Below are 7,063 nucleotides of genomic sequence, written 5' to 3'. Positions count from 1 at the left end.
CGCCAGCAGTTTGAACCCCCAAGCACCCATCTATCTGCACATTGAAGGGCAACCCGCCCCGCCCATTGCTGGGGAAGGATTGGTGATTGATTACCCGACCACCCGCCGCCAATTTGCCCAGGATGTGGGTTTGCCGTTGATCTAAAAACCCGGCACGCTTGCTGTTTAGGTGCGAAACGTCCCCAGAGCAAGTGCTAACGCCAATGCAATATCGCAATATCACTACAAACAAAGTACATAGTAATCCTGGCTAGGCTGACAGGGAGTCCATCGGCTTGGTTCTAGCGGCTTTCTGTAATTGCGTAGGATGCGGTAGGTGGCAAATGGGGAGGCGGCTCGTTTGTTCATGCTCTTAACAGGGGGTTTGCGTGGCAGAACGTCCTTCCCCCTTTCTTGGCCAGGTAACTGTTAGGGGGATGTCCGGTACCATAAATATGGTTGTCGCAGGTTGGGGATGACCGATATTACCCTGGTTGGTCGTTACCACATTCTCAAACCCCTAGGCAGCGGTGGGTTTGGCCATACGTTTTTGGCCGAAGATTTGTTTTTACCAGGTCGTCCCCGCTGTGTGGTCAAACAACTCCAGCCGCAATCTACCAACCCCCAGGTGATGGAGGTGGCGCGGCGGCTGTTTCACCGGGAAGCGGAGGTGCTCTACCAACTGGGTTCTGCCATCGAGCGGATTCCCCGGCTGCTGGCGCATTTTGAACAGGACAAGGATTTTTATCTGGTGCAGGAATTTATCGAGGGGCACGACCTCAGCCAGGAACTGACTCCCGGCCAAAAATATCCCGAATCCTGGGTGAAACACCTGTTGTTGGATGTGTTGGATGTGCTCAGCCAGGTGCACCAGCGCCAAATCATCCACCGGGATATTAAACCGGCCAATCTCATGCGGCGCCAGTCCGACCAGCGGATTGTGCTGATTGATTTTGGGGCGGTTAAGGAGGTGGGTTCGCTGGTTGCCAACGACAAGGGGGAAACGGCAATTGGCACCCAGATTGGCACGCGGGGGTATATGCCCATTGAGCAATTTCGGGGACAACCCCGCCTCAGTAGCGACGTGTACGCAGTGGGGGTGGTGGCGATTCAGGCCCTGACCGGTCTGCCCCCCAGCCAAATGGAGGACTACGACACGGGAGAATTGTACTGGCAACGGTACGCCCAGGTGAGTCCCGGCCTGCGCGCGGTGTTAGAAAAAATGGTGCATCCCGACTGGCGCCAACGTTACCCCAGCGCCGTGGAAGCCCTGCAAGCCGTTCAGGCCCTCACCACGGCGGCGCCAACCTCCCCCACCCAACCCCTCTCCCCAGGGGTTGCCCCCACCATGCCCCTCACGGAACCCTTGCCCTATAGGTCGCCGCGGCGTTCGGGGATTCCCTGCATCGTGTGGCTGTTGGGGGGGGTGGGGGCGCTGGGTGTGGCGTTTGTGGGGCTGATAGTGGCCGTGGCGCTATTTAGCGAGGAGACCCCCGTCACCGAACCCAGTCCTTCCTCCATCCCTAGCGAACACAGCCAGACCCCCCCGGTAAGTCCAGGCAACCGGTATGGCGCCATTGCCTACAACAGCGAGGACGGCTCCTATGGGTACAGCTACAACTTCAGCAGCCAGGCGGAGGCCGAAGCCCGCGCCCTTGCGGAGTGTGAACAGGTGGCCGGGAAACCCTGTGTGGTGTTGGTCTGGTTTCGTAACGCCTGTGGTGCCTTGGCGCGCGATGGCCGCAACAACGCCGGGGGCGGTTGGGGAGAAACCGAGGCCCTGGCCCAGCAGGCAGCGCTGACCTCCTGTCGCCAGGTCGGGGGTAGGGATTGCGTGGTCGTGGAAACCGTCTGCGTCCGCTGACGCTCCGGCAACACCCCTAGCGCCAAATTTTGTATATAGATATGTAGATATGTGTATGATAAGGAGATGCTTTAAGAGAAGTACCCATGCGTATCCTGTTTGTCGCCGCGGAAGCCTATCCCATTGCCAAAGTAGGCGGCATGGCTGATGTGGTGGGGATTTTGCCCAAGGTTCTCAAAAAGATGGGGCATGACGTGCGGGTGTTTTTGCCCTACTACGGCTTTCTGCCGGAAAAATTGCCCATCCCCAGCACCCCCATTTGGCAAGGGTACGCCATGTTCCAGTATTTCCATGTGTACGAAACCCGGCTGCCCGACAGCGATGTACCCCTGTATCTGTTTGGGCATCCGGCCTTTATGCCCCGCCGCATTTATTACGGGGAAGACGAGGACTGGCGGTTTACCCTGTTTGCCAACGGCGCCGCCGAATTTGCCTGGAACTACTGGAAACCCAACATCATCCACTGCCACGACTGGCATACGGGGATGATCCCGGTCTGGATGCACCAATCGCCAGACATTACCACCGTCTTTACCATCCACAACCTGGCCTACCAAGGCCCCTGGCGCTGGAAGTTGGAGAAAATGACCTGGTGTCCCTGGTATATGCAAGGGCACAACGTCATGGCCGCTGCCGTCCAATACGCCGACCGAGTGAATACGGTTTCGCCCAACTATGCCCGCCAAATCCGCCAGCCAGAATATGGGGAACAACTCGACGGTCTCCTGCGGTGGTTGGGGGATAAGGTCACGGGCATTTTGAATGGCATTGACCCGGAAGTGTTTAACCCGGAAACCGACCCCCACATCCCCCAAAACTACAACGCTGAAACCCTGGACAAACGGGTGGTCAACAAGCTGGCTTTGCAGGAAGAAGTGGGTTTAGAGGTGGACCGCAACAAATTTTTAATCGGCATGGTCACCCGTTTGGTGGAGCAAAAGGGTCTCGATTTACTCTTGCAAATTCTCGACCGATTTTTGGCCTACACCGACACCCAATTTGTGATTATGGGGACGGGGGATCGCTACTACGAAACCCAGTTGTGGCAAGTCGCTTCCCGCTACCCCGGACGGGTGTCGGTCCAGATTTTATTTAGCGACCCGCTGGCGCGCCGGTTGTATGCGGGGACGGATGCGTTTATCATGCCCTCCCGGTTTGAACCCTGCGGCATCAGCCAGATGATTGCCCTGCGCTATGGCTCGGTGCCGATTGTGCGGCGTACGGGCGGTTTGGTGGACACGGTCTTTCACCACGACCCGGTTAACGGCACGGGGAATGGCTACTGTTTCGACCGCTACGAACCCCTGGATTTTTACACCTGCCTGGTGCGGGCCTGGGAAGGCTACCAGTACAAGCGAGAATGGCGGGCCTTGCAACAACGGGGTATGGCAGCGCGCTACACCTGGGAAGAATCCGCCCGGCAATACCATGCGCTGTACAACTCCATCTACGGTCTGCCGCCGGAGCACGGCCTACCCCCCGAAATGCTGGAGTCGGCCAAGAAGGAACCGGCAGCCGTCGCCTGAGGGTTATCCCTGCGTCCCTAGAAGGAAAACGTAGAGCGAATCGCCCCCACCAACACCGTCGGGTTGGCCGCATTCCCCTCCGGGTTGAAGATGGCAATGATACCGGGGGTGATGGAGAGGTATTCCGTGAACTTAAAGCGGTAGGAAGCCTCTAGGAGAATGGGCACATCATCCGCACGCCGCAAGGTCAAGCCATTGGCCACCAACCCCCGGCTGCTGCTCAGGTAAGGCGGCGCACCCACCACCAGTTGCGCTTGTGACCCCTTGGTGCCCACATCCGGGAAGGCAAACACCAACGCATAGTTCAGAGCTGTCCCCGAAGCATCCAAGCCCGCCACCACATCCTGGAACCAGGTCGCCCCAAACCAACCCCCCAGGATAAAGTTCTTCAAGGGTTGCCACTTGAACTGAAACCCCAGATTGTCTGCCTGGGTCGCCGCCACCGCCGTCAGGGCATCTACTGCAGCCGTCCCCACGCCCCCGCCCAGATTCAGAGGTAAGGCCGAATCCAGGTCGCTATACCCACGCACATACAGCAGACTCAGCCCCAGATTGTCCAGCGGATAGCCCGTCACCTGCCCATAGGCAACATAGGAAGACCCAAACAACCCTTCCGTGCCAAAAGGTATTCCCGTCGGCGCATAGGCCCCCGCTGCTGCCCCCCCATTGGCCAGATAACCGAGGGTGAAATTGAGCTTGTCATCCAAAAAATTGATGCTCAAGGCCGCGCCGACCCCCGCCCCCAAATTCTGGTTGTACAGGGGATTGCGTAGCCCAAAGGCCGCCAGCGCCCCCTGCCCATCGTCATCCAAGGGACTCAGGGTATCCACCTGGTCGTAAATGGCCCCTCCCAAAGCGGCAATCGTGAGCCGCCCCTGGTCCGCCAGCACCGGAAATTCGTAGGTGAGGGTATCCAGGGCCACACCGCCTGCCGTCCCCGCATTCAAAAAGCTATAGCTCAAACTGGCATTGTTGGTGCCCGTCACCGCCAGGGCGCTGCTCCCCGGAATCGCCCCCAGCGCCACATCATCCATTTGCAAATTCGTGGTCAGCAAATCCTTGCCCGTAAAACTCGTATTAAACGTCAAATTCACCCGATAGCCCAGCGTGGTGGCATCAAGCACATTGCCCCGGCTGCCTTGCGCCGCTCCCTTGGGCACCGCTTGCCGGTTGGCCCCAAACGCCCCCTGCACACCGAAGATCACCTGGCCGGTCAACTTGGTCGTCGTGGAAAATCGCTGCGCTTCCAAGGTGGCCGTCCGGGCTTCCAACGTATCCACCCGCCCCCGCAACAGCGCCAGTTCCGCCGCAAATTCCTCCTGCAACCGCTGGATGAGCTTCATGTCCTCCTTGGTGACCAAATTCTCCACCGAACTGGCAATCAGTTCATTAATCCGGTCCAAACAGGCATTCAACCCGGCAGCAAACTCATAGCGGGTGACAGCCCTGCGGCCCTGATACGTCGGCGGATTGGTTGGCAAACCCACAATACAGCCGTAGCGCTCCACCAGCGATTGCAACGCCAAAAAGGCCCAGTCCGTCGGCTTTACATCCACAAATTCAGAAACCGAGGTCACCTGCCCCAACTCGCTATCTTCCCGCAAATCCCGCCCATACTGGCGCACCTGCTGAATCGTCGCCCGCGTGGGGGTTACCTGCGCTTGGACTGCCCCCGCCATCATCACCCCAGACACCAGGGCGCCACCGACGACATATCCCCAAAATGGTTTCCGCATCACCTGACTCTCCCACACCGTGATTGCCGTATTGTAGCCTGAGTGAGAACGATTATCAACAGACCAAAGTTCTAGCCACTGACAGCAAAACTTTCGTTAATGCACCGCCAGCACCTGTCGCAGGGGCGCCCAAAGGCGGTAGTCGGTGCCTGTTCCCCACCGCTGTTTGGTCAATGGGGATGCATCCAACCATGGGAGACAGCACTGCCACAAGGCAACCGCAGAAATAATTGCGGCAGGACTTCCATGGAGCCATCGGCACCACAGTTCTTGTCAATATAGATGGAATTCGATAGGATACGAGACGGTTGTAGGGTGGTTCTGGGCGTAGGTTGGCGATGCAATCCGTCTCACCGTTGGGGGTGTTTGAGCGATATTTATCCCTGTGGGTGGCTTTGGGCATCATTATCGGGGTGAAATTGGGGCTGGCGTTGCCGGGTTTATTTCAATTGATCGCCCGGTTGGAGTACGCCAATGTGAATTTTGTGGTGGCGGTGCTGATTTGGGTGATGATTTACCCGATGATGGTGAGTGTGGATTTTGCGTCTTTGCGGGAAGTGGGGCGCAAACCCAAGGGTTTATGTATTACTTTGGTGGTCAATTGGCTGGTCAAGCCGTTTACGATGGCATTACTGGGTGTTTTATTTTTTAATTACGTTTTTGCCGGTTTGGTCACGCCGCAGTTGGCAAGAGAATACATCGCCGGGATGATTTTGCTGGGGGCGGCTCCCTGTACGGCTATGGTATTTGTGTGGAGTCAATTGGTGCGGGGGGATGCGAATTATACGCTGGTGCAGGTTTCGATCAATGACCTGATTATGGTGGTGGCGTTTGCGCCGATTGTGTCCTGGTTGTTGGGGGTGACTGATGTGCAGGTGCCCTGGGAAACGCTCTTGCTGTCGGTGATTCTCTATGTGGTGATTCCTTTGGCGGCGGGGTATGTGACCCGCAAACGGTTGGATGCCCGGGGGCATGAGGCGGCGATTGCGGCATTTTGCGCCCGGATCAAACCATACTCCATCGTGGGGCTATTGGCGACGGTGGTGCTGTTGTTTGGGTTGCAGGCGCAGACGATTGTGGCACAACCTTTGGTGATTGGCTTGATTGCCGTGCCGTTGGTGATCCAAAGCTACGGTATTTTTGCCCTGGCCTACGCCTGGGGGTATCTCTGGCGGGTGCCCTTTGCGGTGGCGGCGCCGGCGGCCTTGATTGGCACGTCTAATTTCTTTGAATTGGCGGTGGCGGTGGCAGTCAGTTTGTTTGGCCTGGATTCCGGCGCGGCTTTGGCGACGGTGGTGGGGGTGTTGGTGGAAGTGCCGGTGATGCTCTCGTTGGTGGCGCTGGCCAACCGCACCCGCAAGTGGTTTCCCGGTTCGGCCTAGGAGGGTGCCCATGGAACGGGTGATGTTTGTGTGCAAGAAAAATTCCCGGCGTTCCCAGATGGCAGAGGGGTTTGCCCGCGCCTTGGGGGGGAAGGCGGTGCAGGTAGCCAGTGCCGGTTTGGAAGCCAGTTTTGTGGACCCGTTGACGGTGCAGGTGATGCAGGAGGTGGGGATTGACATCCGCCAGCAAACCTCCAAGCCCTTGAGCGCCTTTCAGCCGGAGGATTTCGATGCGGTGATTTCCCTGTGTGGTTGTGGGGTGAATTTGCCGCCGGAGTGGCTCACCCGCCCCTATTTCGCCGATTGGCAACTCGAAGACCCTGAAGGCGGCGACCTGGATACCTTTCGGCGGGTGCGGGATCAGGTGCGCGCACGGGTCACGGCGTTTCTGCGCGAACGGGGATGTCTTGCGGAGGGACGGGACGACACGCTGCACCAAGCGAGGGAAATTTAAGGTTTTTTGCGTTTTGCCGGTTCCCCTGCCCGCAGGTTAACAACAGATTACAAGAAGTTAAAGACCCAGCGGGTGGGGGGTGGGGCAGTGATAGGTTAGAAGTAGCGAACAACACTCATCCT

General features: G+C 58.0%; 5 protein-coding genes. 4 read left to right on the top strand and 1 reads right to left on the bottom strand.

Annotated elements, in window-relative coordinates:
* Positions 1-454 precede the first annotated feature (454 nt).
* Positions 455-1,843 carry a protein kinase domain-containing protein gene (locus ACWISF_RS03625; RefSeq protein WP_448380228.1) on the top strand — a complete coding sequence of 463 codons (1,389 nt, stop codon included), beginning with the start codon at positions 455-457 and terminating at the stop codon, positions 1,841-1,843.
* 86 nt (positions 1,844-1,929) lie between these two features.
* Entirely contained in the window at positions 1,930-3,369 is a 1,440-nt protein-coding gene (gene glgA, locus ACWISF_RS03620; protein ID WP_448380227.1) for a glycogen synthase GlgA, read from the top strand.
* Positions 3,370-3,386: 17 nt separating this feature from the next.
* On the opposite strand, the gene ACWISF_RS03615 is transcribed toward glgA, so the two are convergent.
* Positions 3,387-5,105: an iron uptake porin gene (locus tag ACWISF_RS03615; RefSeq protein WP_448380226.1), complete on the bottom strand. Its 1,719-nt coding sequence runs from the start codon at positions 5,103-5,105 to the stop codon at positions 3,387-3,389.
* A gap of 338 nt (positions 5,106-5,443) precedes the next feature.
* On the opposite strand from ACWISF_RS03615, the gene arsB reads away from it, so the two are divergent.
* Together arsB and arsC are read left to right on the top strand one after the other, a co-directional pair.
* Positions 5,444-6,487: an ACR3 family arsenite efflux transporter gene (arsB, locus tag ACWISF_RS03610; protein WP_448380225.1), complete on the top strand. Its 1,044-nt coding sequence runs from the start codon at positions 5,444-5,446 to the stop codon at positions 6,485-6,487.
* A gap of 10 nt (positions 6,488-6,497) precedes the next feature.
* The gene (gene arsC, locus ACWISF_RS03605) at positions 6,498-6,941 is read left to right on the top strand and encodes an arsenate reductase, glutathione/glutaredoxin type (protein ID WP_448380224.1); all 444 of its coding nucleotides are present in this window, start codon (positions 6,498-6,500) and stop codon (positions 6,939-6,941) included.
* The last annotated feature ends 122 nt before the right edge of the window (positions 6,942-7,063 follow it).

The sequence above is a fragment of the Gloeomargarita sp. genome (assembly GCF_053491055.1).
Note: the sequence above shows the minus strand (reverse complement) of the source record. Positions and strands in the feature narration are given on the sequence as shown.